Annotated in this window: 25 protein-coding genes; 10 read left to right on the forward strand and 15 right to left on the reverse strand. The window is 54.9% G+C overall.

The annotated features are described in order from the left end of the window. Positions 1-75: 75 nt before the first annotated feature. The 4 genes from AC2FIM_RS08380 (at position 76) to AC2FIM_RS08395 (ending at position 3,530) form a co-directional block, all read left to right on the forward strand. The gene (locus tag AC2FIM_RS08380; protein ID WP_299664541.1) at positions 76-1,308 is read left to right on the forward strand and encodes an ROK family transcriptional regulator; all 1,233 of its coding nucleotides are present in this window, start codon (positions 76-78) and stop codon (positions 1,306-1,308) included. Positions 1,309-1,327: 19 nt separating this feature from the next. Continuing rightward, positions 1,328-2,083 (forward strand): ATP-binding cassette domain-containing protein, encoded by a 756-nt coding sequence (locus tag AC2FIM_RS08385; RefSeq protein ID WP_299664544.1) that lies wholly within the window; start codon positions 1,328-1,330, stop codon positions 2,081-2,083. A 10-nt stretch (positions 2,084-2,093) separates the two neighbouring features. Then, the gene (locus tag AC2FIM_RS08390; RefSeq protein ID WP_299664546.1) at positions 2,094-3,095 is read left to right on the forward strand and encodes an ABC transporter permease; all 1,002 of its coding nucleotides are present in this window, start codon (positions 2,094-2,096) and stop codon (positions 3,093-3,095) included. 228 nt (positions 3,096-3,323) lie between these two features. Then, complete coding sequence (locus AC2FIM_RS08395) at positions 3,324-3,530, forward strand: hypothetical protein (protein WP_496676962.1); 207 nt, start codon at positions 3,324-3,326, stop codon at positions 3,528-3,530. A 215-nt stretch (positions 3,531-3,745) separates the two neighbouring features. On the opposite strand, the gene AC2FIM_RS08400 is transcribed toward AC2FIM_RS08395, so the two are convergent. Next, entirely contained in the window at positions 3,746-4,381 is a 636-nt protein-coding gene (locus AC2FIM_RS08400) for a cation efflux transmembrane domain-containing protein (protein WP_496726907.1), read from the reverse strand. A gap of 72 nt (positions 4,382-4,453) precedes the next feature. Between AC2FIM_RS08400 and AC2FIM_RS08405 the strand changes: the two genes are divergently transcribed. Next, positions 4,454-4,870: a MerR family transcriptional regulator gene (locus tag AC2FIM_RS08405; RefSeq protein WP_496673991.1), complete on the forward strand. Its 417-nt coding sequence runs from the start codon at positions 4,454-4,456 to the stop codon at positions 4,868-4,870. 366 nt (positions 4,871-5,236) lie between these two features. On the opposite strand, the gene AC2FIM_RS08410 is transcribed toward AC2FIM_RS08405, so the two are convergent. Together AC2FIM_RS08410 and AC2FIM_RS08415 are read right to left on the reverse strand one after the other, a co-directional pair. Beyond that, positions 5,237-5,824: a hypothetical protein gene (locus tag AC2FIM_RS08410; RefSeq protein WP_058281576.1), complete on the reverse strand. Its 588-nt coding sequence runs from the start codon at positions 5,822-5,824 to the stop codon at positions 5,237-5,239. Further along, positions 5,824-6,258, reverse strand: coding sequence for a helix-turn-helix domain-containing protein (locus AC2FIM_RS08415; protein WP_131726293.1), 435 nt, complete (start codon positions 6,256-6,258; stop codon positions 5,824-5,826). The genes AC2FIM_RS08410 and AC2FIM_RS08415 overlap by 1 nt, the downstream gene beginning before the upstream one ends. A 353-nt stretch (positions 6,259-6,611) precedes the next feature. Here AC2FIM_RS08415 and AC2FIM_RS08420 point away from each other — a divergent pair, with 353 nt between their 5' ends. Continuing rightward, positions 6,612-7,706, forward strand: a complete 1,095-nt coding sequence (locus tag AC2FIM_RS08420; RefSeq protein WP_058281578.1) for a tyrosine-type recombinase/integrase — start codon at positions 6,612-6,614, stop codon at positions 7,704-7,706. Between the two features lie 230 nt (positions 7,707-7,936). Here the strand turns inward: AC2FIM_RS08420 and AC2FIM_RS08425 are convergent, their stop codons facing one another. Next, positions 7,937-8,197, reverse strand: a complete 261-nt coding sequence (locus tag AC2FIM_RS08425) for a hypothetical protein (RefSeq protein ID WP_271948933.1) — start codon at positions 8,195-8,197, stop codon at positions 7,937-7,939. A 634-nt stretch (positions 8,198-8,831) separates the two neighbouring features. Between AC2FIM_RS08425 and AC2FIM_RS08430 the strand changes: the two genes are divergently transcribed. Beyond that, positions 8,832-9,911, forward strand: a complete 1,080-nt coding sequence (locus tag AC2FIM_RS08430) for an extracellular solute-binding protein (RefSeq protein WP_271948936.1) — start codon at positions 8,832-8,834, stop codon at positions 9,909-9,911. Between the two features lie 29 nt (positions 9,912-9,940). Further along, the gene (locus AC2FIM_RS08435; RefSeq protein WP_271948938.1) at positions 9,941-11,542 is read left to right on the forward strand and encodes a BCCT family transporter; all 1,602 of its coding nucleotides are present in this window, start codon (positions 9,941-9,943) and stop codon (positions 11,540-11,542) included. A gap of 382 nt (positions 11,543-11,924) precedes the next feature. On the opposite strand, the gene AC2FIM_RS08440 is transcribed toward AC2FIM_RS08435, so the two are convergent. Together AC2FIM_RS08440 and AC2FIM_RS08445 are read right to left on the reverse strand one after the other, a co-directional pair. Continuing rightward, positions 11,925-13,946, reverse strand: a complete 2,022-nt coding sequence (locus AC2FIM_RS08440) for a DEAD/DEAH box helicase (RefSeq protein ID WP_271948940.1) — start codon at positions 13,944-13,946, stop codon at positions 11,925-11,927. A gap of 410 nt (positions 13,947-14,356) precedes the next feature. Further along, a complete protein-coding gene (locus AC2FIM_RS08445; protein ID WP_496676951.1) occupies positions 14,357-15,520 on the reverse strand; it encodes an ATP-binding protein in 1,164 nt (387 codons plus the stop codon). Positions 15,521-15,855: 335 nt separating this feature from the next. Between AC2FIM_RS08445 and speD the strand changes: the two genes are divergently transcribed. After that, positions 15,856-16,257, forward strand: coding sequence for an adenosylmethionine decarboxylase (gene speD, locus AC2FIM_RS08450; protein WP_142636388.1), 402 nt, complete (start codon positions 15,856-15,858; stop codon positions 16,255-16,257). Here speD and AC2FIM_RS08455 read toward each other — a convergent pair. The 5 genes from AC2FIM_RS08455 to AC2FIM_RS08475 are packed head-to-tail and all read right to left on the reverse strand — an operon-like array spanning position 16,228 to position 19,983. Beyond that, the gene (locus AC2FIM_RS08455) at positions 16,228-17,769 is read right to left on the reverse strand and encodes a polyamine aminopropyltransferase (RefSeq protein WP_496676948.1); all 1,542 of its coding nucleotides are present in this window, start codon (positions 17,767-17,769) and stop codon (positions 16,228-16,230) included. The genes speD and AC2FIM_RS08455 overlap by 30 nt on opposite strands. After that, positions 17,766-17,990: a DUF350 domain-containing protein gene (locus tag AC2FIM_RS08460; RefSeq protein ID WP_142636390.1), complete on the reverse strand. Its 225-nt coding sequence runs from the start codon at positions 17,988-17,990 to the stop codon at positions 17,766-17,768. Before AC2FIM_RS08460 ends, AC2FIM_RS08455 begins: the two co-directional genes overlap by 4 nt. Before the next feature lie 10 nt (positions 17,991-18,000). Then, positions 18,001-18,165 carry a hypothetical protein gene (locus AC2FIM_RS08465; protein ID WP_185956671.1) on the reverse strand — a complete coding sequence of 55 codons (165 nt, stop codon included), beginning with the start codon at positions 18,163-18,165 and terminating at the stop codon, positions 18,001-18,003. A 1-nt stretch (position 18,166) separates the two neighbouring features. Beyond that, a complete protein-coding gene (locus AC2FIM_RS08470) occupies positions 18,167-19,468 on the reverse strand; it encodes a DUF4178 domain-containing protein (RefSeq protein ID WP_496676943.1) in 1,302 nt (433 codons plus the stop codon). Then, positions 19,465-19,983, reverse strand: coding sequence for a DUF4178 domain-containing protein (locus tag AC2FIM_RS08475; RefSeq protein ID WP_496710031.1), 519 nt, complete (start codon positions 19,981-19,983; stop codon positions 19,465-19,467). Before AC2FIM_RS08475 ends, AC2FIM_RS08470 begins: the two co-directional genes overlap by 4 nt. A gap of 25 nt (positions 19,984-20,008) precedes the next feature. Here AC2FIM_RS08475 and AC2FIM_RS08480 point away from each other — a divergent pair, with 25 nt between their 5' ends. Next, entirely contained in the window at positions 20,009-20,254 is a 246-nt protein-coding gene (locus tag AC2FIM_RS08480) for a hypothetical protein (RefSeq protein ID WP_496731920.1), read from the forward strand. Here AC2FIM_RS08480 and arcC read toward each other — a convergent pair. The 4 genes from arcC to AC2FIM_RS08500 are packed head-to-tail and all read right to left on the reverse strand — an operon-like array spanning position 20,251 to position 24,781. Beyond that, positions 20,251-21,183, reverse strand: a complete 933-nt coding sequence (gene arcC / locus AC2FIM_RS08485) for a carbamate kinase (RefSeq protein WP_496676937.1) — start codon at positions 21,181-21,183, stop codon at positions 20,251-20,253. The two genes, AC2FIM_RS08480 and arcC, sit on opposite strands and share 4 nt — an antisense overlap. Before the next feature lie 3 nt (positions 21,184-21,186). After that, a complete protein-coding gene (gene argF / locus AC2FIM_RS08490; protein WP_496676934.1) occupies positions 21,187-22,188 on the reverse strand; it encodes an ornithine carbamoyltransferase in 1,002 nt (333 codons plus the stop codon). A 29-nt stretch (positions 22,189-22,217) separates the two neighbouring features. After that, on the reverse strand, positions 22,218-23,447 hold the full coding sequence (locus AC2FIM_RS08495; RefSeq protein WP_282021776.1) for an arginine deiminase: 1,230 nt from the start codon (positions 23,445-23,447) through the stop codon (positions 22,218-22,220). Further along, positions 23,444-24,781, reverse strand: a complete 1,338-nt coding sequence (locus AC2FIM_RS08500; protein WP_281972892.1) for an amino acid permease — start codon at positions 24,779-24,781, stop codon at positions 23,444-23,446. Before AC2FIM_RS08500 ends, AC2FIM_RS08495 begins: the two co-directional genes overlap by 4 nt. Positions 24,782-24,783 lie beyond the last annotated feature (2 nt).

Consider the following 24,783-nt stretch of genomic DNA (forward strand, 5'->3'; position numbering starts at 1 on the left):
CACCCGAGAGTTGATTGCAGGTTGCAAGCAAAACTCGCTATGTTTGAGCCAAATTGAAAAAATTGGGGTTCGGACATGAAACTTGCTCAAAAAGGCTTGTCGATCGAAGGTATTCAAGGCCACAACAGGCGCGCCATCCTTGCAGCTTTGCACGACATGGGAGAATGCTCGCGCAAGGAAATCAGCGTAGCCACCGGATTGGATCAGGCGACTGTCACACGTGCGATAGCACCACTTATTGACAATGGCATCGTTGAGGAAGTGGGACTTGTTCGTGGGGGGCGTGGTCGGCGATCGATCAACCTCAGCTTTGTTGGTTCCGGGCGATACATCCTCTGTCTTAGATTGCAACGCCGTAGCTTTTCCATTGCTGCATTTAATCTGCGCGGTGACCTGCTGGAGACCAGTGAATTCCCCATCGCACGGGACGGGTCCGCCAAGCAGACTTTCAAGGAGATCTCCGAGACACTGGATCGCCAGATTGGCAATTTGAAACAGGTCGATGGCATTGGCGTGGCTGTTCCTGGCCCGTTCCTGGAGCGCGATGAACGTGTCATCCTCATGACTGAAAGCCCTCAATGGCAGGGCTTCGATCTGATCCCCGAGCTGCGCTCCCGCTATCCTGACATTCCTGTTCACTCCACACACGACGCCAAGGCAGCAGCCTTGACTGAATGGCGCCATCATGGCCGGGCGCTGGGGGCCAAGGTCATGTTGTACGTGTCTGCCGGTCAGGGGATCGGCTCGGCGCTTGTCGTGGATGGCCATGTGCACCGGGGTGCGCAAGGTCTTGCAGGTGAATTGGGGCATACGTCCATCAGCGTTGATGGCGAGCAGTGCAAATGTGGAAATAGAGGCTGTCTGGAACTCTTCACGTCGCGCATTGCGCTACTGCGTGCCATACGGGAGCGCGCAGAGAACGTCAGCAGTACAACATTGACTTCAGACGCTGATTTTTCTCAGGTCCTTGACGCATACGCAGCGGAAGACGGGCTTGCCAGCGAAGAGGTGCACAGGGTTGCACGCTATCTGGCGCAAGGCATCACCAACTGCATCAACTTCGTCAATCCGGATTTGGTTGTGATCGGAGATGAATATGCCGGGTTCGGTCAAAGGTTTCTGGAACACATCAAGACCCATGTAAAAGCGACGGTTTTGCCAAGCATCTACGATGCCGTCGACATCGAGCTGAGCCAGCAAAGTGAAGATACTGTGCTGCGCGGGGCCTTTCTGGACGTACTTGCACAAACCTATCTCGGTTCTCCCAGAGCCGAGCCAGAAGCCCTTGTTGCTGAAGCAAGCGGATAGGAATGAAGGAGAACCCACTATGAATGACCAGACGGCTCAACCTCTTCTTTCGGTGAAACACGTTTCGAAGTCATTTGGTGGTGTCCAGGCATTGCGTGACGGCTCCTTTGATCTTCATCGCGGTGAAGTTGTCGCGATCGTGGGCGGAAATGGTGCCGGAAAATCAACGTTGATGAAGGTTGTGGCTGGGGCCCATGTTCCGGACGGCGGACAGATCATCATCAATGGCAAGGAAGTATCCCGGGCTGAGCACAGTGTTTCGCATATGCAGGAATGCGGGATCGAAGTCGTTTATCAGGATCTGGCACTGGTTCCCAATATGACGGCGCCCTACAACCTGTTTTTGGGGCGCATCCCCCGCAAATGGGGGATTTTTGTGGATGAACGAAAGATGCGCGAAAAAACCCGTGAAGCCCTCGCGCAGCTCAATGTCACCACCGTTCAGGATCTGTCGCAACCAATCTCCTCCATGTCCGGAGGACAACAACAAAGTATCGCGATCGGGCGCGCAATTGCCTGGGGGAGCGACATCGTAATCCTTGACGAACCGACCGCCGCACTTGGACCGAATGAAACGGCGGAAGTTGAGCGATTGGTTGAGGATGTGCGCGACAAGCAGGGCACGTCATTCCTTTTGGTAAGCCACAATCTCGATCAGGTGCGCCGCCTGGCTGACCGTATCGTAGTGACCCATCACGGGGTCACATCGCGCGAATTCAAACGCGACGAGATTACCTCGGACCGGCTCGTGAAGGCCATAACTCTCGGCGAATGAGGAGAACGACATGACCGAAACAACCGCCTCCCGCCCATTCCTGACGCCCAAACGCGCCGAAATGTTGCGAGACTATGTGCCTTTCATTGCCATTGTTCTGGTAATCTTGTTGTTCTGGGCGATCTCGGGCGACCGCTTCATGTCGATGCGCAACTGGACGTTCATTGCGCAGCAAACGCCTGTCTTGATGTTACTGGCATTCGCGCAGTTGATGATCGTGACAACTGGTTCAATTGATATCTCCATCGGGTCAAGCCTGGCATTTTCGGCGTTTCTGGGTGCACTTGGAATGCTCTGGTTCGGGGATGTGGGCTTGATCCTGGGAATTGTCGCAGGTGGCCTTGTTGGCATGGTCAACGGCCTGATTATTTCACTGCTCAAGATCCCATCATTTGTGACAACATTGGCAATGCTGATCATCGTGCGCGCCGTTGTGATTATCGCATCAGACGGCACGGCGATTTATATAACGGACGATAGCGTGTCAGGCGGCACCAACATCTCGTCTGTCGCAGCACCTTGGCTTCTGTCGATGGGCAAATTCCCCGCGATCTTCATCCTCGCGGCGATTGTCGCGCTGTTTATGTGGGCCTTTTATGAGAGGACTGTTTTTGGTCAACAGTTGCGAGCCGTTGGAGGCAACGAGAAGGTTCTCCGCCTGGTCGGCATCAATGTCACGACGTTCAAGATCAAGGTCTTTGCCGCTGCAGGGCTGATGGTGGGATTGGCGGCTTGCGTCAACCTGGCAAGGGCAGGAGCGGCGACGCCCCAGGCGGGTCTGATGATTGAGCTCGACGCAATTGCTGCGGTTGCGCTTGGTGGTACGCCGCTGACAGGTGGCTATGGCAGTGTGGTCAAAACAATCATCGGGGCATTGACCCTGACAATCGTCCGCAATGGGCTGACAATCGCGGGCGTACCCCCTTCGTGGAGCCAGGTCGCCTTGGGTGTTTTGCTGATTGCTGCAATCGCTATTTCGCTAAACAGAAGCAAGGTAGACGTTGTGAAGTGACAGCGAATGACATCGTGGTGTGGCTGCCGGAGCTGTGCGCTACGATGCCGAGGAATCAAATATTGGCTGCGTGCACCGTCGACAATCGCAACGGTCAATGGTGTGCACAGAACCTGAGACATGTAACCGTGGGGAAGGACGTTAGTTGATTGCATTTACCGGCGCAACTATCATGCCAGAGGTCTAACATCGCGTGTTCCACAGCGTTGGAGTGATCCCCGGATGAACATGTTCGAACTTCGCGTACCCTTCTTTCTTCCGCTCTGGCGGCGGGTTGCCGTCACACTCTTGAGCGTTGGATGGGCGATCTTGGAGCTTGTAACCGGGAACTTGTTCTGGGCCATTCTGTTTGGCGCGATTGGGACCATCGCGACCTGGCAGTTTTTCCTTTCTGGTTGGCCGGACGAGGCGTCAGATCAAGAGTCTAAAGAGTGAATCCCCGCGGTCACAGTGCCCTTGATTACTGAACGATTGTGTCACGATGTTTCTAAAGCACTGCAAAAGCAGACGTTTGATCGGTCATCATGTAGGGCAGCAAAGTCCCGCGTAGCAGTCGTTCAAGCAAGTTGCAGCGAATGACTGCTTCGAGCCTATACCTCCCAAGATGCCGCGCTATGGCGAAGGTCTGTTTTTGCGCTTGGTCGGCTGCATCATGCTTCCGCGTGCTTATGGTCGCTCATTTCCCGGCGCTCAGCCAAGGCTTGGCGCACAATTTGGAAGGCAGACGACAGAAAGAGCCCGGCCATGACGGTTGCCACGACAAGATCAGGCCAACCTGTCGACGTACCCCAGACACCAAGTGCTGCAAACATCACTGCCACGTTCCCAATCGCGTCATTGCGCGAACACAGCCAAACCGACCGAACATTGGCATCACCATCTTTGTAGCGGACCAAAAGCAAGACGCTTGCTAGATTGGTAAGCAACGCGAGAAAGCCGACGCCCCCCATGATCTCTGCAGTTGGAACGCCAACATAGAAGACGCGATAGATAGTCGATCCGAACACCCAAAGGCCCATCATCAGAAGGCTGATGCCTTTGAACAGTGCTGCATTCGTTCTCGCGCGGAGAGAGGCCCCGATAACAGCAAGCGAAATGCCGTAGGTGAGCGCATCGCCTGCGAAGTCGAGTGCGTCTGCCTGCAGCGCTTGGGATTTGGCCAAATGACCCGCTGTCATCTCGACAAAGAACATCGCCGCGTTGAGCGCGATCACGATCCAGAGCCGTCTTTTGTAGTCATCTGAAACACCGTCAAACTTGGCGTCATGTCCGCAGCAACCAGCCATGGGAATCCTCTTTCATCTTAGGTTGTTCATGATGTAATGTCTCTAGTGACTAGAGGTTCAAGAGGTTTCTTCATGTTTTCCATTGGCGAGCTTTCTAAGCGCACAAAGGTCAAAGTTCCGACCATCCGGTATTACGAGCAAATGGGACTACTGCCCGAGGCAGAGCGCACGTCAGGCAACCAAAGACGATACGACCAAGCTGGGTTGGAGCGGCTGAGCTTCATCCGCCATGCGCGTGATCTTGGGTTTTCAATTGAAGCAATTTCTTCGCTGATCGAATTGCAGGAGCACCCCGACCGGTCGTGCGAGGCTGCGACGGATATCGCAACATCTCAACTTGAAGAGGTCCGCGCCAAGATCAAACGCCTCCGAACACTTGAAAAGGAACTCAACCGGATATCGAAGGGCTGCAATGGTGAAGGCGTTTCCGAAGACTGCTACGTATTAGCATCGTTGGCCGACCACGGCTTGTGCGACAGAGACCACTAGAACACCGGGGGAAGCGGACATTTGACCGCTAAAAGTTAACGGCAGCTAAGTCCGCAGCCTTGCCATCCGACACTGGAATTTGAACGTCCGGAATGTGCGGTTTTTGACCTACCGCATATGCGAAAGACCGACTCTCGCTAAACGGCAGGAACGGGCTCAACGAGCCTGTCGAGGCGCTGAATATTAGCCTGAAAAAATCTCTTATTTTCAATGATCCTAACAGGACAAACACGCGCTGCAACCAAATGTTGAAGTACAAGTTCCAGGGAATGCAAATCCTAAGCCCGAGCGAAAGGCCGCAGCAGTCTGCAAATAAATCGATAGAACTAAAACTCATGCTTCCATCATACTTTTGAGGGAACCAGTCTATCCAGAAGCATCCGGACTTGAGTTCAAGATTAGATTTCTGTGTTCCAGATAGACTTGGAGAGAGGAGTTTTGCAGAAATTCAGTAGCATCATTGGTTGGGCGCGCAAGTCTTGCTTCTATAAACGCAAGAATACACACAACAACAAGCCCGGCTAGTATCCAAAGGTACGCGAAAAGCCCTAGTAGATCTGGGCTGGTAACTTGAACGGCTATCGGAGGGGTGAGAAGAAGAATTGTAAGCATCAAACCTTTTTTCAACTTCTTCTGCTTCTGCAAATAATCCGTAGATATTTCTTCAACCTCATGCTCCAGCCTACGCACCCATGACAAGTACTCGTCTTCTAGTTGGCCACGTAAATAATGGCCGCAACGACAAAACTCTCTAGAAAGATACTCAATCCCTCCGCAGGCCTCACATTCCGTGGCATTCGGGCAACCTCTAGTCGGCCTAACTCCGTTGGAGCTTCCAGGTTGGTACGGTGCATCAAGTTGGGTCTCTTCTAGGATGCTATCTACCTTGCCCAACACGCCCACTTTGCGCGGCCTCAATTGCTCGGCTTTTCGCAAAACTTCGTTCTCTAACATCAAGCGACTAACCTTAAGATGGTGTCAATTCTGGCTATATCGGGCACTTGGTTAAGGCCCTCAATCGTTTCGGGGCTCAGAGCTTCTTTGAAAAGAAAATCTATAGCGTCCCATTTCTTTTCGGGTGCTACAACAAGGCCGCGATTAATTATTCTGTGCTCAACTGCGATTCCAAGTTTACGATAGGCATGCGCCATTTCCGAATGTCGGCGGCTTTTGCCTTCAGCAGTGTCCCCTTCGAGCATCCAGAGCGGATCGACATCGAATTCTTCATAAACCTTCAGAAGTAGGGTGGCGGTTAGGTCGCGTTGGCCACGTTCATAGTACTGATATGCACTTCGACTGATGCTAAGTCGTTGCGCCATTTCTTCTTGTGACAGACGCGCCTCGGTTCGGACAGCCGCAAGGCGCACCCCTAGGTCAGGAACAGTCATGATGTACCTTTTTGTGGTTGCATTGACCACGATTATGGTTATCTCTATTCAATGTAACCGCTCATAGAGGCATTTAGTTCGTTTTAGGTAGCATTATCGTAGTTTTGTTTCGATCTGAACGCAAAACGAAAATTTTGCCTCGATATGTGTGCAGTCATTGAGGAGTTGAAATTGCAAAAAATTCTCGAGACACCAAGGGAATTAGCTGAACGAGTGGGCATCCCCGTTTCAAACGTTCGCTATCTAATCCGCGAAGACATGCTGGATCATATTTATACAGCCCCAGGCCGACGAAACCCCAAGATTCCCAATGGTGCGTGGGAACGATACCTCGATCAATTTACGGTGAAAGCATGCCCCGCAAACCGACCCCGCCCCGCCTTGCACGCGACCGAAAACGCCTCGCCGATGGCAATTGGTACATCTACTGGACCGAAGGGGGACGCAGCCGTGAGCACTCGACTGGCACTGGGGATCGCGACCAGGCTGAACTCTACTTCGCAGAATGGAAGCTAAGGCGCTTCAGGCCGGATCGCGCGGTCGAGCCACACGAATTCTATGTGACTGACGCAGTTTCGCACTATCTGGCGAAGCGATTTGACGACGTTACTGACCCGGAGCGTTTGGCCAATGCAGCAAAGCCAATCATCAGGTTTTTTGATGGCTATGCCGTGGGCGATATCAACGATGTGCTCATTAAAGAATACTGCCAGAAACGCCGGAAGAGCCGTCGAGACAAGGGGCTGAAGGACGGCACCTTGCGAAGGGAGCTCAGTTTGCTCTCCACTGCTATCCGGCGTGCCGAGGAAGATCAGCTAATCACGCGCAAAATAACGGTCCGACTACCTCCGAAACCCGAGGGTCGTATCCGATTCCTGACATGTGATGAAGCGCTAAGGCTAATCCGGGTATCGCGGAGCTTCGATACGCCTCTGGAGGATGGCGTGCCGACCGAGTCAAAGACTGAGCACCTGACTCTGTTTCTTAGGATCGGATTGCTGACCGGCCAGCGAAAGGAGGCGATCCTATCCTTGCGCTGGTCTGATATCGATTTTCATAGCAACATCATCTACTGGAACCCCGTTGGACGGCGCCGCACGAAAAAGGAACGCCCGAGTTCTAGGCTGCCTGCGCGTCTGAAGAAGCACCTGCTATGCCGACGAAGGCGGTTTCCGGTAGACGAATTCGTAGTCACCCATCGCGGCAAGTCACTGCAGAACGTCAAACGCGCATTTAGGACTGCCGTTGTGGCGGCAGGCTTGGAGACCGAGGGGGACCGAAAAGTCGTTCCACACACTCTGCGGCACACCTGTGCGACCTGGCTAATGCAAAAGGGGGCGCCCAAGTGGGACGCCTGCGGCTTCCTGGGTATGACCCACGAAACGCTTGAGAAGAACTATGGGCATCATCACCCTGATCACCAGAGAGGAGCGGCGGATGCAATCTGATATCCAGATCATTTCCGGATATAGATCGGTACAAACGTGAACAAAGGAACAGTGAAATGATAGTACATTACAATAATTACAATGGGTTAAAGTCAGGCCCGTTCCTTCGGGAGGCAGGGGCCGGAGGTTCGAATCCTCTCACTCCGACCAATAAAGCAAGGTTTCAACTGCAAAAATTTTTTGCTGTTTGACCAATAAACCTACTTTTCCGCACAATTTGGTTCGAGGATTCACTGCATGAATCCAAGGTGATAGCTGTGTGGTATGAACTGCTTTACTCCCACGAAGTCAAAATGACGAACTGGTTGGCCTACAATGAAGCGTTGAAACGGCTCGGCGCAAGGAATGAGGCCCTGCGAGCCTCTATAAACCTCTGTCGCGCCATCAGGTAAAATTGAGACAACGAGCATCGCTGGAGGCGCGTCGAGGGCAAGATAAATTGTATCAAATTGCTCGGCCGGTGCTTGATGGCTTGCGACTTCAACCAGCAAGTCACAGAGTTACTGGCCCCTATCGACATCCTGAACGGTTACACAGCGAACGACATACAAATTACAAAGCGCGCAGGATATATTTGCCTACGCCCGTGGGCGGCGGCGATCATGCAGCTGTCATGAGAATGTTGATCAAGACTTCAAAGCTCCGCGATGTTGATATCCGTCGCGTGTGCGAAGTGGCACACCATGTCCTGGGCGTCGTCATTCCATCGCCCGCGCACGCCCCTGAGGCTCTTTCGCCGAAGGTGAGATAGGCCCCAAGATCAGGTCCGTAATTAACTGTGGTCGATGAACAGGAACCGGTTTCTCTGTATCGCTGGCTTCTGGAAAACAACCTGTAACCGCAAGCCTTGTTTCTTGGTGGCTCTGCCAAATCTGTCGCTCTGTCTGGCGTAATAGTCGTATTTAGCTTTCGCAATTTTTGATTATTGCTGATCATCAGGGTGTATTTGATGTATTCTTGCTGAATGTGCTGGGAATTGACCAGGAGGACGACCCAAACAAAGCGCTTATACAAAATTAGAAGCGACTAGGGAGGAATTTGATGATGTACTATAGGCTAAAGGCGGTCAGGGGCTGTCGGATAATGATAGCTGCGCTGTTTTCTACTCTCTCTTTGAGTAATGCGATGGCGCAAAGTAACTCTGAGAGCGAAACCACAATCCCAGAGCCCGGGCCGTCCATCACCTTCACATCCTGGACCGGCCCTTACATGCGAAGTCAGATGCTTGGGTTTGTGCGCCCTTATGAGCAAGCCAAAAACGCTGATGTGCATGTTGCACATTACAATGGTGGCATCTCGGAAATCCGCGATCAGGTCGAAAGCGCAAATGTGATTTGGGATGTGGTCGACCTTACGCAAGCAGATTCACTTCGCGCCTGCGAAGAGGGCTTGCTGGAGAACATATCTGACATAGAACTGCCTGATGGCGTCGATGGCACACCATTTCGAGAGGATTTTGTCGAAGGTGCCCTAAATGATTGTGGCGTAGGAGTCATCGTATGGGGCACCGCATATGCGTATAACAATTCTCAATTCGCAGAAACGCCTCCATCAACCATTTCGGATTTCTTCGACACAGAAACCTATCCTGGGCCACGTGCCATCCGAAATGATCCGACAGTGATCATGGAATGGGCCCTTATGGCCGACGGCGTAGCCCGCGATGATGTGTATCCAACGCTAGAAACCGAAGAAGGTGTTGAGCGCGCGCTGAAAAAGATGGACGACATAAAAACCGGCCTGCAAATCTGGGAAACCGGGCGTGAACCCGTACGTCTGCTGAACTCTGGCGACATTGCGATGTCATCGATCTGGGCCACTACCGGTGCAACGGCCGCCCAGGAAGACGGTTCCGATTTTACGGTCAACATGGACGGCCGTGTGATTGAGCTGGATCTGTTCGGAATACCAAAAGGAAGCCAGAATAAAGAAGAAGCCATTGATTTTATTCGCTTTGCTAGCAGCTCAAATTCGCTGGCCGATATGGTCGGGTACCTGCCAAATGGTCCAACCCGAAAATCTTCGATGACACTCCTGTCAGACGACGTTTTGGAGCGCATCCCGAACGGTCCGGCGTATGAAGACAATCTTTACATTCTGTCGGACGCCGAGTGGTGGGCCACCAACCACGGGCGCCTGGAAGAGGCGTTCCAGTCCTGGCTCGCAACCTCCGCCCGTCAGGGCGCTGCGGGTTCTACACGGTAAGCCGAAACAACAGGTCTAAGAGGTGCAAAATGAGTGATCAATCAACACAGAAACCTGACAATCTTGTAGCAAAGAGCGGCTTGTTCAAAGGTATGAATCCGACGATGGGTATCGCGTCGATGGTGATGATATTGGGGTTTGTGTTCTTCACGATCCGTGATGTTGAAGCTTCAAGTGCGATCTTTGCGACAGGTAAAGACTTCATCATCGGTAGCCTGGACTGGTTCTATGTACTGGTCGTTAACGCGGCACTGTTTTTCGTAATTTGGCTTATGATCAGCCGGTTCGGACACGTGAAGCTGGGCAAGGATGATGACGAGCCAGATTTTTCAACGTTTTCATGGATTTGCATGCTGTTTAGTGCGGGCTTGGGATCTGGTCTGATCTATTGGGGCGTTGCAGAGCCAATGTTCCATATCCAAGGCAGCCCATTCCTTGAACGGGCGGGAATTGAACCAGGTTCGGTTGACGCGGCGGTTTCTGCGGTAACGATCACGAATTTCCACTGGGGTTTCCACGGTTGGGCCCTTTATGTGCTGGTTGGCCTCTGCCTTGCATATTTCTCGTACCGCCATGGGCTTCCTCTGACTTTGCGCACCGCTCTTTATCCTGTCCTGAAGGAACGGATCTATGGTCCCTGGGGTCATCTCGTCGATCTGATTGGCGTATTTGGTACAATCTTTGGCCTCGCAACCTCATTGGGGTTGGGCGTCACACCAATCGCCGCCGGTCTTGAGGATCTTGGCTGGATGGCAAACACCCAGACAAATCAGTTGATCCTCGTCGCAATCATCACCTGTCTTGGCACGGCTTCTGCTGCATCGGGTGTTGGCAAAGGCGTGCGTATCTTGTCTGAAGCCAACGTTATGGCAAGTGTTGGCCTGCTGCTCCTGTTCATCATTCTGGGACCAACGGCATTCCTGTTGGGCATAACCATATCCGGATTTGGAGATTACCTCTGGACGGTGATACCCATGGGTTTCTGGATCAACGGTGAGCCCGAAAACCAATGGCAGAGCTGGTGGACGATCTTTTACTGGGGCTGGTGGATCGCATGGTGCCCGTTTGTTGGACTGTTCATTGCGCGGGTATCAAAGGGGCGGACGATCAAGCAATTCTGCTATTGCGTTCTTCTTATTCCAACCTCAGTCGTGATGCTCTGGATGGGTGTCTTTGGTGGCGCAGCAGCCGGGGTTGATCTGTTCTACGACGCAGGTGTCGTCGAGGCGGTCAACAATGACTACGCCGCTGGCGTATTCCAAACGGTCAAAGGATTTGGCTACACATGGTTGGTGTACCCGATCACAGTGTTGATTACTGTTCTGCTGATTTCGTGGTTTGTCACGTCTTCTGACTCGGGGACACTGGTGATGTGCACAATGCTGTCGATGGGTGACGAGCATCCGCCAATCAAGTTCCGTGTGTTTTGGGGTATTACCGCAGGCGTTGTTGCCGGTGTCCTAATGCTGGCCGGTGGGTTGAGCGCGCTACAGACAGCGTCCATCGTCGCAGGGCTACCAATCGCTGTGATCTTGTTATTCATGATCTATGGTATTGTCTCGTCGCTTCACGCTGAGCATCCAGTGCCCGATGTTGAGGATAAGTACGAAATGGAGTTCCTCAACAGATAGGCAGCCATTGTGGTTCAATTTGTCGAGAGGCAGTTACATCTGCCTCTCGACAATTACAGACATGGGTTTCGACCTGTCCGCGAAGCTTTCCTCGTTCTGATGTGAAGTTTGCCAAACTTTCTGGGAGCAAACGAATACGAAAGAACCTCTGCCTAATGGTTTCCACCAGCATCTCTGCTACCCGCGTGGTACAGCAACTGGATAGGCTTGTCGGCTCTCCATGGTGAGCCTCTCACACAATCTCGACCCGTGAACCAAAGGTACATTGTGGGGGATAGTCCGATCCTGGTCGTGATGGAGCGGTTTCTTTCGCCCATGCCTTCCATTGTCCCTTAAAGGTAATGCCCAAAGCCAAAAAACCAGGTTCGGAATGGAATGCAGGCTAAGTCTTCCGCCGTTTCGGGACAGAATCGCCACCTTTTGTAGATTTGGCCGCTGCGACTCGCGCTCGGTTCTTCTTGCTGCTTGACTTACCTTTGGGTGGAGGTGGACCCTTTGATGCTGTTCGGGCAGATTTGATATCGCCGCCTTTGGCTTCAGATTTACCGCCCTTACGTGCCTTTGGCTTTGCACCAACCGGTTTGAACAAGGCATCTGCCTCGTCTTTCGAAGCACGCTGGCGTTCTACTTTGGCTGATTTGACGGCCCTTGTGGGACGTTCTGCAGGGCTGGAAGGTGCCCGGCCCTCGGGTTCAGGCTTGCGACGTCCATAGGTTGCAGTGCCGCTCCGTTCGGTCGGAGTCGTATCTCGTTTGCTCGTAATCGGTTTGCCTTTTTGCTTTCCGATGGGCTTGGTCCGGCCAGTTGCAGCAAAGTCCGGTGCCGTGTCCAGACGCACGAGATTCTTGACCTTTTCGATCTTCATCTCGGGCCCAACGGCTGTCAGAAACCCTTCGACGCTGGGCTCACGGATCTCGAAATAGGTCACATCATCGGCAATCCGGATGGCCCCAATGTCATCCTTCGTCAGATTGCCTGACTTGCAGATCATCGGCAGCATATAACGCGGCGACGCATTTTGATTGCGCCCCTCGGACAGCGAAAACCAGACGCTGGGGCCAAAAGCCGCGCGCGGTTTCTGGCTTTGCCGATCGACCGTCGACAACTCTTCTGGCGCGGAATGACGCAGCTTGTACTGCCGCAGGTAAGCTGCTGCAATCTGCTCAGGGGTAAAGCTTTCTACCATTTTCTGAACTGCTGCGCGTTCACTTTCCGTGATCTCTGCTTGCCAGTCATCCGATGCGAACATCCTCACCTGATCGCGTTCGGTCACCTCTTCGGCTGACGGGGCTGTCCCCCAATCGGCGGTCAGCTTGGCGAATTTCAGAATACGTTCCGCCTTTTTCCGCGACGCGGGTGCAACCACTAGTGCGCTGACACCCTTGCGCCCGGCCCGGCCTGTTCGACCCGAGCGGTGCAGCAGTGTTTCATGGCTGTTTGGCAGTTCCGCATGGACCACCAAATCAAGGTTAGGCAAATCAATACCGCGGGCGGCAACATCCGTTGCCACACAGACCCTGGCACGCCCATCGCGCATGGCCTGCAAGGCGTTCGAGCGTTCGCTCTGGGTCAATTCTCCGGATAGGGCGACAACCGAAAAGCCCCGGTTTGACAGGCGCGCTGTCAGACGTGACACCATCGCGCGGGTATTGCAGAACACGATGGCGTTCGGCGCCTCATAATAGCGCAACACATTGATAATTGCATTCTCGCCGTCGCGCGGGCCGACCAACATAGCACGATAATCGATATCGGCGTGCTGCGTCTTTTCGCTGACGGTGCTCACACGTTCTGCATCGCGCTGATACCGTGTCGCCAGATTGGCAATCGCACGTGGGACAGTGGCAGAAAACAGCAAAGTCTGACGGTCTGATGGTGTTTCATCCAGAATGAATTCCAGATCCTCTCGGAACCCGAGATCCAACATCTCGTCGGCCTCATCAAGAACCACGGCGCGAATGGCCGTCAGGTCGATCGAGCCCCGCATGATATGATCCCGCAGCCGTCCCGGAGTGGCAACAACAATATGCGCGCCACGCGCCAACGCGCGACGTTCATCCCGAATATCCATGCCTCCGACGCAGGACGCCAGAAACGCGCCCGCATCGGCGAACAACCAGCTCAGTTCACGCTTTACCTGCAGCGCCAGTTCCCTTGTTGGTGCTACAACAAGTGCCAGCGGTGCGCCCGAGGTTTCGAAAGTCTCAGCGTCACCCAAAAGTCGCGGCGCAATCGCCAGACCGAATCCGATGGTTTTACCCGATCCGGTTTGGGCCGAAACCAGCATATCCTTCCCCTCCAGTTCGGGCCGGGTTACAGCCTGCTGAACTTGGGTTAAGGTGTCATAGCCCTTGCGAGCCAGCGCATTTGCAATGGTTTGTTTCACAGCGGTGGTTCTTTTCATCGGTCAGGAGATGGGATTGTGCGGTATTGCAATCAATGCATCATCCATGGGTAAAGACAGCCCCTTAACGAGTGTCTTGTCTATTGTATAGCCACGAACCGGGGCAGATGCGCTGAAAATCCCGTATCCTGTCCGTATTGCTCCCTTTCAGTAGCGGCTTGAGACCCTCGCCACTTTCGGTTCAATTTGTTGAGACGCGGCAGAAGCGCAGGCTTGGAATAATCAAAACAGGCGTTTTTCTGTAGAGCTTTCAACCGTCTGTAAACCAGCTGTCCCTGTCGGGCTGGCGGTCAACGTGACTACTCCTTCGGGAAATCTTCTACAAGCAGTCGGATTCGATAGCTTCTACGACCACGTTTTCTTCGAATTTAGGGCATGACGTTGAGCCAATGGCGCGGTCCCTCTTGCGTCTATGCTGACGCCAGCCGTTTCATTGCGCTCATGAGAGGCATAGCCCGCACACCTCCCGGCCCCGGCACTTCCTTGTCGTTGGCATAGACAAGGATGCGCTCTGAGACGTCCAATTCTTCTGTCGCGATGTGAAACCCACGCGTAACCTTCGCTGATGTCGTCCGCTTGATCTCTATGGCCCAGAGGCCGCCGCGGGGAAGTTTCAATAACAAATCCACCTCAGCCCCTGCTGAAGAGCGATAGAAGTTTGCTTCTGTTCCGCGCGGTGCCGCGGCGATCAGGTTTTCGATGCAGAACCCTTCCCAACTGCCGCCGACAACCGGATGCCCAAGCAGGTCTTCCGGTGTTTCGATCCCAAGAAGCGCATGGGCCAGCCCGGAATCGCGAATATAGACCTTGGGAGACTTGACCAAACGCTTTCCGGCATTGGAATGCCATGGCTGCAAACGGCGCACCAGCATCAGGTCGACCAGCAAATCAAGATAACGCGCAACGCTCTGGCCAGAGACACCCAGGTTTCCCGCAAGTTTCGCCGCGTTGAGTAGCCCGCCCTGTTCATGGGCAAGCATCGTCCAAAACCGGCGCAATGTTTCCGCCGGGATGCGCAACCCAAAAGCCGGAACATCGCGTTCCAGATAGGTGCGAATGAAATCCTCGCGCCATGCCAGGCTGGTTTTGTCGTTCTTGGCAAGGTAGCTATCTGGAAACCCACCCCGCAACCACAGCGCTGAGATCGAGTCCGCTCCGGTTTCCGACAAAATGAAAGGCGTCAGCTCGTGATAGCTGACCCGGCCAGCCAAGGATTCTGCGCTTTGGTGCAGAAGCGTGTTCGAGGCCGACCCCAGCAGCAGGAATTGCCCAGTCCGATACCCTTGTCTTCGTCGTCGGTCAATCTGACCGCGTAATGCCTTAAACAGGCCGGGCATAAGCTGAACTTCATCGATCACCACCAGGCGCCCAACCTGCTCGTCGAGATAGAGGTCTGGCTCTTCGAGCACCTGGCGATCAGCAGATCTCTCCATATCAAGATAGACAGCGTCACGGCTTTCAGCGATATCCTGCGCGAGGGTTGTCTTCCCAACTTGCCGCGGCCCAAGCAGGACTACACCCGCCTGGTTCTCGAGAGAGTCTTCAACTGACTTCCTATCACCGCGCTTGATCATACCTTGCATTTATTCCATTTGATGGAAGATTTACAAGGTTAAAATTCCAAATTACTGTCCAGTGAAACCCTATCGTCTCGGCCCTTCACCCCAGAACCATGACACGCAAGTCTGGACCTTAGGTCGAGCATAATCGTGGAAAGCTGCGTCCCATTTGATCAAGAGAAAATAGAACCTGAGTACGTTCTTCTTTCTTAACTATTAAATTCGAAGAGTCCTCTTTGCATCCCTCAATTTCATTTCCATTGCCCTGAAGGGCGAAGCCAACTAGGTACTTGCCGCGCACAAACCCCTAAGAATCTGCGAAAAATCAAATCGCAGAAAGGACCAGGATCATGACCATACCAGCAATCAAAAACGCTGACACAGGCACGCTGGCTGGCTCGGGAATGCATATTCTGGTCGATCATTACGGCAGCCTATACCTAACCGACGTAATGCACATCGAAGAGGCACTGACCCGCGCGGCGCGGGAGGCTGGCGCAACGATACTGTCGGGCAAGTTCCACAAATTTGGCGGGCATGGCGGTGTGACCGGAGTGTTGTTGCTGGCAGAATCCCATATCTCGATCCACACTTGGCCGGAAAATGATTATGCCGCCATCGACATCTTCATGTGTGGCACAACGCAACCGGACAAAGCGGTCGCATATCTTGAGAAGCACCTGCGCCCTGCCCGAGTTGAAATTACGCGCGTCAACCGCGGTTTACCGGAACCAGTAGTCCCAACCGTCTAAGTAATATCCCATCAGTGCGTGCGATTGCAGTGTATTAGGTTCGGCATCGACCCGGTCGGTATCACCGCCAAAAATCTGTGCCGCGCGCCAAACATCATCGTCGAGATAGCTCAGCCCATCAGGCAGTTCGATTCTACGGTCGGTCAATGGTTCAAATGTAGCCAGAACAAACCCCCATTCGCCGAAGCTCGGCACGTAGCTGTGATAGGGAACCGCCTGCAGTCCCCGCCCGGGTCTTTGCGGATTGCGGCTGCTCTCGATCGTTTCGGCCACCGACCAAAAGGCCTGTCGGGCAAAGAACGGTGATCCGGCCTGAGTGACAAAGACCCCCTGCCCGCTTAGCCGTTCGGCCAGCAAGCCGTAGAATTGCTTGGTGTATAGCCTGGACAAGGCGATGGATTTGGGGTCTGGCAGATCAATGATCACCACGTCGTAAATCTGGATTTCCCGCTCCAGAAACCTCCAGGCGTCTTCGTTGACAACCGTCACGCGCGGGTCGCTGAGAGCATTGTCGTTCAGCTTGGACAGATCTGGATGGTCGCGAAACAACTGCGTCACACGCGGATCAAGATCCACCAGCGTCACGGACTGCACCTCGGGATAGCGCAGCACCTCGCGCGCGGCCATGCCGTCTCCACCCCCTAGGATCAGAATGTCACGCGCGCGCGGCGCAAGGGCCATGGCCGGATGCACAAGAGGCTCGTGATAGCGGTGTTCGTCAAGGGAATCGAACTGGATCGAATGATCCAGAAACAGGCGCACCCGGTCGCGGTACCGGGTGACGGTGATCTGCTGATACGACGTGGCCTCGGACAGGATGACATCATCTTCGAACAGTTCGGCCTCGGCGACCGAGACCAGCCGTTCGGACTGCCACAGTGCGCCCAGTGTTGCCACAAAGGCCACCGCCCAAACCGCAACCTGGACTCGCGTGGCCCATTCCCGAAACACCAACAGAGATAGGCCAGCGACGGCAAGGTTCAACCCTCCAAAGGCCAGGCTGGCCGACATCAGTCCCAGATATGGGATTACCAGCAGTGGAAAAGCCAGCGAGGCAACCAGCGCACCGATGTAGTCGACGCTCAGCACGTTTTCAAAGCGGAACTTCAACGCCCCAATCTGTTCCAGAACACGGGCGATCAAAGGGATCTCCATCCCCGACAGGATACCAATGGCAATCAAGGCGCCGTACAGCGGCAGGGCCACCTGCCCCATCCACGCGTAGTTCAGAAACAACACCGGCGCCAAAAATCCGCCGACAATGCCCAAAAGGATCTGAGCCCAGACAAATCCGGAAAACGCATCCGAGACAAAGCGCGATAGCCAGGCCCCGACCCCCATTGCTGACAGAAAGATACCAATCACCAGCGAGAACTGGCGGACGGAGTCCCCCAGCAGATAACTGGAGAGTGTGGCTGCAATCAGCTCATAGATCAGACCGGCGACGGCCACCAGAAAGGTGGCAAGCAACAACCACGCGGCGCGCGCCTCAACCGCGCGGGGCTGGGTCATGACAGGATGACGGCCGCGATGATGATGGACACCGCCACAAATAGCAGCCCGATCAGGATCGCCAACGCGATGTTTTGATCCTTTTCAATCTCGTGCACGACGGAAAACGGCGTCATCCAGTCGATCACCTTCCACACGACCCACATCAGCGTCACGCCCAGAAGGGTGTAGAAGATTGTGCTGATGATTTCTGCAATCTGAATTGCTGCTATATAATCCATTGATTCCTCACTATTTTATCCGATTTGACCGATAGTACCCGCCGCCACCGCTGCCGACCCGAACCGAGGTGTCCAAGTCACGGCTTTCGGCCCAATACCCATGCCACGAGACATAACCTGTGGCAGCCACGGCCAGGGTTGAAATGACGACGAAAATGATCCTGAAAGCTGTCACTTTAATCCTCATTTACCCAATCAGTTCCCGACCACCGGGCGCGTTGATGCAACCATTTGCGCCCGAACTGAAACAGGAACAGCGCTCCAAAAACCCCGGCCAGCGCGAATGTCCAAAGACCACTGGACAGTCCGGTTTTGACACTGACCTGCAACTGGCTGAACGGCTGCCCCGGTACATGGCCTACGCCCGACCCGGTCCAAAGCCCCTGCTCAGGCACGTCTAATACCAGTGTGTAATCGCCTGTGCGATCTGGTCGAAACGTCAGGCTCGCAAATTTGCTGCCTTCGCTCCACGATCCTTCCGAGTCGCGCCCGGTGTAATATTCGATCGTTCGGCCCGCCTCGAATACTGGCTCTCCTTCGGGATCAAGCAGCTCGATGTCCAGATAGATCCAACTGTTTTTGACATTGCCCGAGAAGGAAACGCGCGTCAGTTGGCTGTCGGCTTCAAGCGGGATTGTGATCTCGGCCGGGAAGTCGCCACGTTTTAGCGCCTGACGCTCTATCGCCCTCTCTCCTGATCGTTGAGAGAAAGAGACCGCCATCACAAGACAGAGGATCGTAAACACGAATGATACGACCAGCAAAAATCTATAGTTTGGGCCCTCGATGAAAGATTGCAGCGGATGCACCCGATGTGGGTTCAGGTTCAATGAAACCCCAAAAGCTGCTTCGGCCTGCTGTTTCGAAACATAGAACGAGCGATAGGTCTCACGCTCGGACCCGGTGGTCGAAAACCCCAGCATCGCCGTATCAGACATCGCCGAAATTGTGGTTGTCTTTTCCCCCAGTGACGGCGGCCAGGTGAATTCACCCTCAACATAGGTGACCGCGCTTGTGGTGGTCTCGTAATACACAAAGCGCCCAACCTCGGTGGTCACAGAGGGAGGAGATTCCGCGGTCTCAACCCACCTCTCCGACATCCAGGCCGATCCGCGATAGCGTCGTGAGAACACCAGATGCCCCGCCTCAAGCGTCAGCCAGGCATAGCCGTGGGTTGGCGAATAAAGCTGATGGTCTATCCATTGATAGACCCGTCCGCCCCAGCGTTCGGCATGCTCGATCAGACCAATTATGGTGAACTCGGCACCATACAACGACCCACTCATCCCAATCGAAAGCGGGGTTTCCGGGCGTTTCTGATCCTTGAACTGCCGCAATGTCCGATAGTTGTTCTGTGCATCCAGCTCGGCCCCGCAATACGAACAGATCTGCACGATCACCCGGCCACCGCCCAGTACATCCAGACCGGCGCCGCAGCAGGTGCAGTTGATCGAAAGAAGACTTGGATCTCGGGTCATGACTGCCGCTGAACCTTCACATCAAATGCGTCATACCACCGACCGTAGAACCAGATCGCATGACCGGGCCAGAATTCGCCGGACAACAAAGCTTCGTCCCCGGCGGAAGCGTTCACGAATTCATGGCTTTCCCCGACCTGAAGCACCTCATCGAACTGTCCACGCAGCGCGATACATTCGGCATGTTCAACTTCGGTAACCGTGAATGTGGCCGCGTCGAAATCCAGCGTTTCGCCCAGCTTGAACGGAGGCATGAATTTCGGCGTGTCCTTTTCGGTCAAGCGTTTCTGCCGAACGACATCTCCCTCATCGAGCGATATCCAGCAGGTGCGGCCATCACCATCGACACCGCAGAACTCATCCCAGAACCCCCGCCCGTAGGAATAGCGCGCATGACCAAGAATCAATGTCGACGTTCGACCCAGTTGCACTTGATCGCCTATCCCGAACAAAAGCGGTGCATCGTGCATCTCACCCTGCTGGCCCGCCGATTGAACCTGGACATCATTGATCATCAACGTCGTACCGCAGGACGCACAGGTGGCAACCTTTATCCCTTTCAGCGCAATCGGGGTTTGCGCACCGCAGTTTGGACAGTTCAAAGTCTTCATGCTTTCAAGTCGCGCAAAGAAAATGAAAGTTCAAGCCGTTATTGGTTCTGGAGAATACACGTCCGGTGCCGCCTTGCCCTTGTTGCCAGAATTCAAACAGGACCACTTAGGTGGAACTGAACATGCTGGCGGTTCTGTTAGAGGTGCCGTCAGCCCCAGCAATCATCTGAGTTAGTCGTGAAATAGGGTTTCAGCTGCGTCTTTGCTTATGGTTGTGCCCTTCCTGCCCGCAACGATATCCGCCAGATCGGCCAGTGCGCCGATGGCTGCAGATTTGCCGGTAAGCCGCGCAAACTGGGCGGCGGCCTCGACCTTTGGGCCCATCGAACCGGCGGCGAAATTGAACTTGGCCATGGCATCTGGTGAGGCGGCTTTTATGCCACGCTGAGTATCGGTACCCCAGTCCAGATAGGCACAATCAGCATCCGTTGCCGAAATGAACAAATCGGCCCCGACCTCTCGGGCCAGCAGCTCTGAGGCCAGATCCTTGTCGATCACCGCTTCTATCCCCTCCAGATAACCCGGAGAAGTATAGGCCGTGGGAATGCCCCCGCCACCGGCACAGATCACCACGGCTTGCCGTTCCAGCAGCCATTTAATCGGCCTGATTTGAAAAATCCGTTTCGGCAGCGGAGAGGCAACAACCCGTCGCCATTTGTCACCATCCGCACGAATTTGCCAGCCCTTGTCGGTGGCCAAACGTTCAGCCTCGGGTTTGTCATATACCGGACCGATGAATTTTGTGGGGTCGTCAAAGGCGGGATCCTTGGCATCTACCTCAATCATGGTCAGCAGCGTGGCCAGAGGCGTCTCGGGCGGCAGACGGTTGCCCAGCTCTTGCTCGATCATGTACCCGATCATGCCCTCGGTTTCCGCCCCAAGCACGTCCAGCGGATAGGCCTCATCCGGTTTATAGGCGTTGCCCTGTAGGGCCAGCAATCCCACCTGAGGGCCATTCCCGTGGGTCACAATCAACTCGTTCCCCTCGGCAATGGTGGCCAACGCCTGCGCGGCGATGGCTGTGTTTTCACGCTGGTTCTCGGCGGTCAGGGCCTGACCGCGCCGCAGCAGCGCATTGCCCCCAAGGGCGACGACGATCCGCATAGCTCAGGCCCCCAGAGTGGCGACCAGAACGGCCTTGATTGTGTGCATTCGGTTTTCGGCCTGTTCGAACTGAATACCGGCGGGGCTTTCGAATACCTCTTCGGTGACCTCCATTTCGGTGATGCCGAATTTCTCGTGGATATCTTCGCCCACTTTAGTCTCGGTATTGTGGAAGGCGGGCAGGCAATGCATGAATTTGACGTTTGGATTGTTTGCCGCTGCCATTAGCGCGCTGTTGACCTGATAGGGGGTCAGCTGCTTGATCCGGCTGTCCCAGACCTCGGGTGCTTCGCCCATCGAGACCCAGACATCGGTGTGGATGAAATCCACGCCATCCACGGCGGCCGCAGGATCATCGGTGATGGTCAGCGTCGCGCCGTAGCGCGCGGCGGCTTCTTCTGCCGGACGGCGGAATTCGTCGGACGGCCACAGATCACGTGGGGCGGCGATGCGGACGTCCATCCCCATCATGCAGCCCGCGATCATCAGCGAATGGCCCATATTAGACCGCCCGTCGCCCACATAGGCGTATTTGATGTCATGCAGGGGCTTTTCGCCAAATTCCTGCATGGTTAGCAGATCGGCCAGCATCTGGGTCGGGTGGAACTCATCGGTCAGCCCGTTATAGACCGGCACGCCCGCATTGGCGGCCAGAGTTTCCGCCAGTTCCTGCCCAAAACCGCGATATTCAATGCCGTCGAACATGCGGCCCAGCACGCGGGCAGTGTCCTTCATGCTTTCCTTATGCCCGATCTGTGACCCCGAGGGCCCAAGATAGGTGACACCGGCACCCTGATCCATCGCGGCCACTTCAAAGGCGCACATGGTCCGGGTCGAGGATTTTTCGAAGATCAGGCAGATGTTCTTGCCTTTTAGATGCTGGATTTCAGACCCCGCATATTTTGCGCGCTTCAGATCGCGCGACAGGTCCAGCAGATAACGCAGCTCACGCTGATCAAAATCGAGCAGTTTCAGAAAGCTGCGGCCCTTGATATTAAATGCCATTGGTCAATCTCCTTTTTCAGTAATCCGGTTCAATAATCAACGGGGTCACGCCAGATCGGGCAGGTCATGCAATGCCCGCCGCCTCGCCCACGCCCCAGTTCCGAGCCCGAGATCGTGATCACCTCGACCCCCGCCTTGCGCAGCAGCGTGTTGGTATAGGTGTTACGGTCATAGGCAACGACCACGCCGGGCTCTAACGCCACCACGTTGTTGCCGTCGTCCCACTGCTCGCGTTCCTGATTGAATGCGTCTCCGCCTGTCTGAACGATGTTCAGAGATTTGATCCCCAAGCATTCGGCGGCCACTTCGAACAGATGTTTGTCATCGCGCCGGAAGTCGATCGTGTCCTCTTTGTTTCCGGGGCGCAGGCTGATGCACTGGATGTCGTTACAGACATCAACATAGGCAGTCGCGGTCTCACGGTCGCAATGGCTGAACACTGTATCCAGATGCATAGCCGCGCGGCTGCGGGGCATCTGACAGGCAACAACCCTCTCCGCCGCGCCTTTGGCAAACAGAGCGCGGGCGACTTGACCAACCGCCTGCGGACTGGTGCGTTCGCCCATGCCAATCAACACACTGCCATTGCCCCAGGGCATGACATCACCGCCTTCGACCGTGGCGGCACCGTGATCCTTGTCTGGGTCACCCCACCAGATCTCGAAATCTGCGTCGCGGAACTCGGGGTGGAACTTGTAGATCGCGGTCACCAACAGGGTTTCGGGGCGCCGCGCCGGCCAGTACATCGGGTTGACCGTCACGCCGCCATAGATCCAGCAACTGTTGTCACGAGTGAACTGCGTATTTGGAATCGGTGGAATCACAAAGCCCAATGGCCCCAGATAGCTGCCGAACATACCTGAGGGTTTGAACGGCATATCTTCGACCGCGATGCCGCCGATCAGATATCTGGCCAGATCCTTGGCCGCCATCTCATCCAACCAGCCGCGCAGCTCATTCAGCATACCGACGCCCACCTGATTTTCGGTAATGCGGCGGTCCAGAACCCAATTACGGGCTCCCTTGTCCTTCAGCGTTTCTGCAAGCAGCGTCTGGAATTCTAAAACCTGAACCCCGCGATCCTCCATCTTCATGCGGAAATCGGCATGGTCAGAGCGGGCTTTGTGCACCCAAAGGACATCGTCATAAAGCAACTCTGCCGCATTGCCGGGGGTCAGGCGGGAATGGGCCAGACCCGGTTCGCAGACCATCACCTTTCGAAGTTTCCCAATCTCGGAATGTGCGCCAAATCCAGTCATGATATCTCCTTTGATGTAATCGCGCCGGACTGCCAACGCAGCCAGACATGGATGGGCAACCCAGCCAACAGCAACAGGACGCCCCAGAAAACGACGTCTTTTCCAGCGCCGAAAATCGCCCAGAATGAATAGACAAAACCGAGACCCGCCAGCACAAAGGCCTGCGGTGGCAGGCGGGTGCGTTCTTTGCGTTTTGCGCGGATCATAATCTCGGCACCTGCGCACAGCAGGTAGGGAACCAGCGTGGATAGGGTGGCCAACAGAATGATGAATTCAAACTGTTCAGCCAGGGATCGGGTATAGTTCATAGCGATCAAAGCGCTGGCTAGCAGGCTTGAGGAGATCAGGCCAAATGCCGGCGTACCAGTCCGTGACACCCGGGCAAAACCGGCCGGGAACAACCCGTCACGCGCCGCGCCCAGTGGCACTTGCCCGGTCAGCAGCACAAATCCGTTGAGCGTGCCGAAGGTCGAAACGCAGGCCCCGACCGCGATGAATACCGCACCGCCAAACCCCCACATCACATGCGCAACATCCGCCAGCGGTGCGTTGCTTCCGGCCAGCGTGCCGGATGGCACCACCCCAAGCGCCACATAGGTCGTGGCGATATAGACCAATGCGGCAACACAGGTTCCGACAATCGTCGCAAGAGGGATCGTTTTGGTAGGGTTCCTGACATCGCCCGCCGGAACCGTTGCGGATTCGAGCCCCACAAAGGCCCAAAGCGTCAACGCCGCGCAGGCCGAGATCGCCGATATGTTCGACATTCCACTAAGGTTGGCCGGCCGGAAGTTGGCCGGTTGGACATGGGACAGTCCCAGCAGGATCAGCACCAGCAGCGGGGCCAGCTTCATCACCGTGGTCACCACTTGCACAATCCCGGCCTGCCGAACGCCGCGCAGATTGACCCAGGTGAGCAGCCAAATCGCACCAAGTGAGACCGCCAATCCCGCGAGCGCAGTTTCCCCAATGGCGGGCACCATAAAGCTGAGATAGCCAGCAAAGGCGACGGCAACGGCGGCATTCCCAGACCACAGCGCGATCCAATAGCCCCAAGCAATCAGGAAACCGGCAAAATCACCAAAGCCCTCGCGCGCATAAGCGTATGGCCCGCCGGTATTGGAAGACAATCGCGCCAGCCGACCAAAGATCAGGGCCAGCACAATCGCGCCACCTGCGGTCAGAACCCATCCCGCCATCGAGATTGGCCCGAACACGGCCAAAGAAGACGGCAGCAGGAAAATACCGGACCCGATCATATTGCCCACCACCAGCGCGGTGCACATCCAGAACCCAAGGGTTCCTTTGGGTTTAGATCGGGTGTCGGTGGGCATAA

It is taken from the genome of Ruegeria sp. CDSC052, from assembly GCF_059610685.1.